The sequence below is a fragment of the Peribacillus muralis genome (genome assembly GCF_001439925.1).
Classification (GTDB): domain Bacteria; phylum Bacillota; class Bacilli; order Bacillales; family DSM-1321; genus Peribacillus; species Peribacillus muralis.
In genome coordinates, this window is record NZ_LMBV01000036.1 from 1 (window position 1) to 202 (window position 202).

General features: G+C 50.5%; 1 pseudogene. It reads left to right on the forward strand.

The annotated features are described in order from the left end of the window. Nucleotides 1-202 (forward strand): annotated as a pseudogene (locus ASU00_RS22615) (NAD(P)/FAD-dependent oxidoreductase); the annotation flags it as partial.

Genomic DNA, 202 nt, shown 5'->3' on the forward strand with positions numbered 1-202 from the left:
CGCTTGGCAAATGGGTGAGCTTGTCGGCTACAATCTATATGCAGCCTTCGAAGGCAAAAAGCTTGAAGTTTTCTCACCAGTTAACTCCGGTACACTTGCGAGCCTTGGCCGTAAGGATGCCGTGGCAACCGTCGGAGCTAATAACACAGCCCTAAAAGGCCTGCCAGCCACTTTGATGAAGGAAGCAAGTAATATCCGCTAC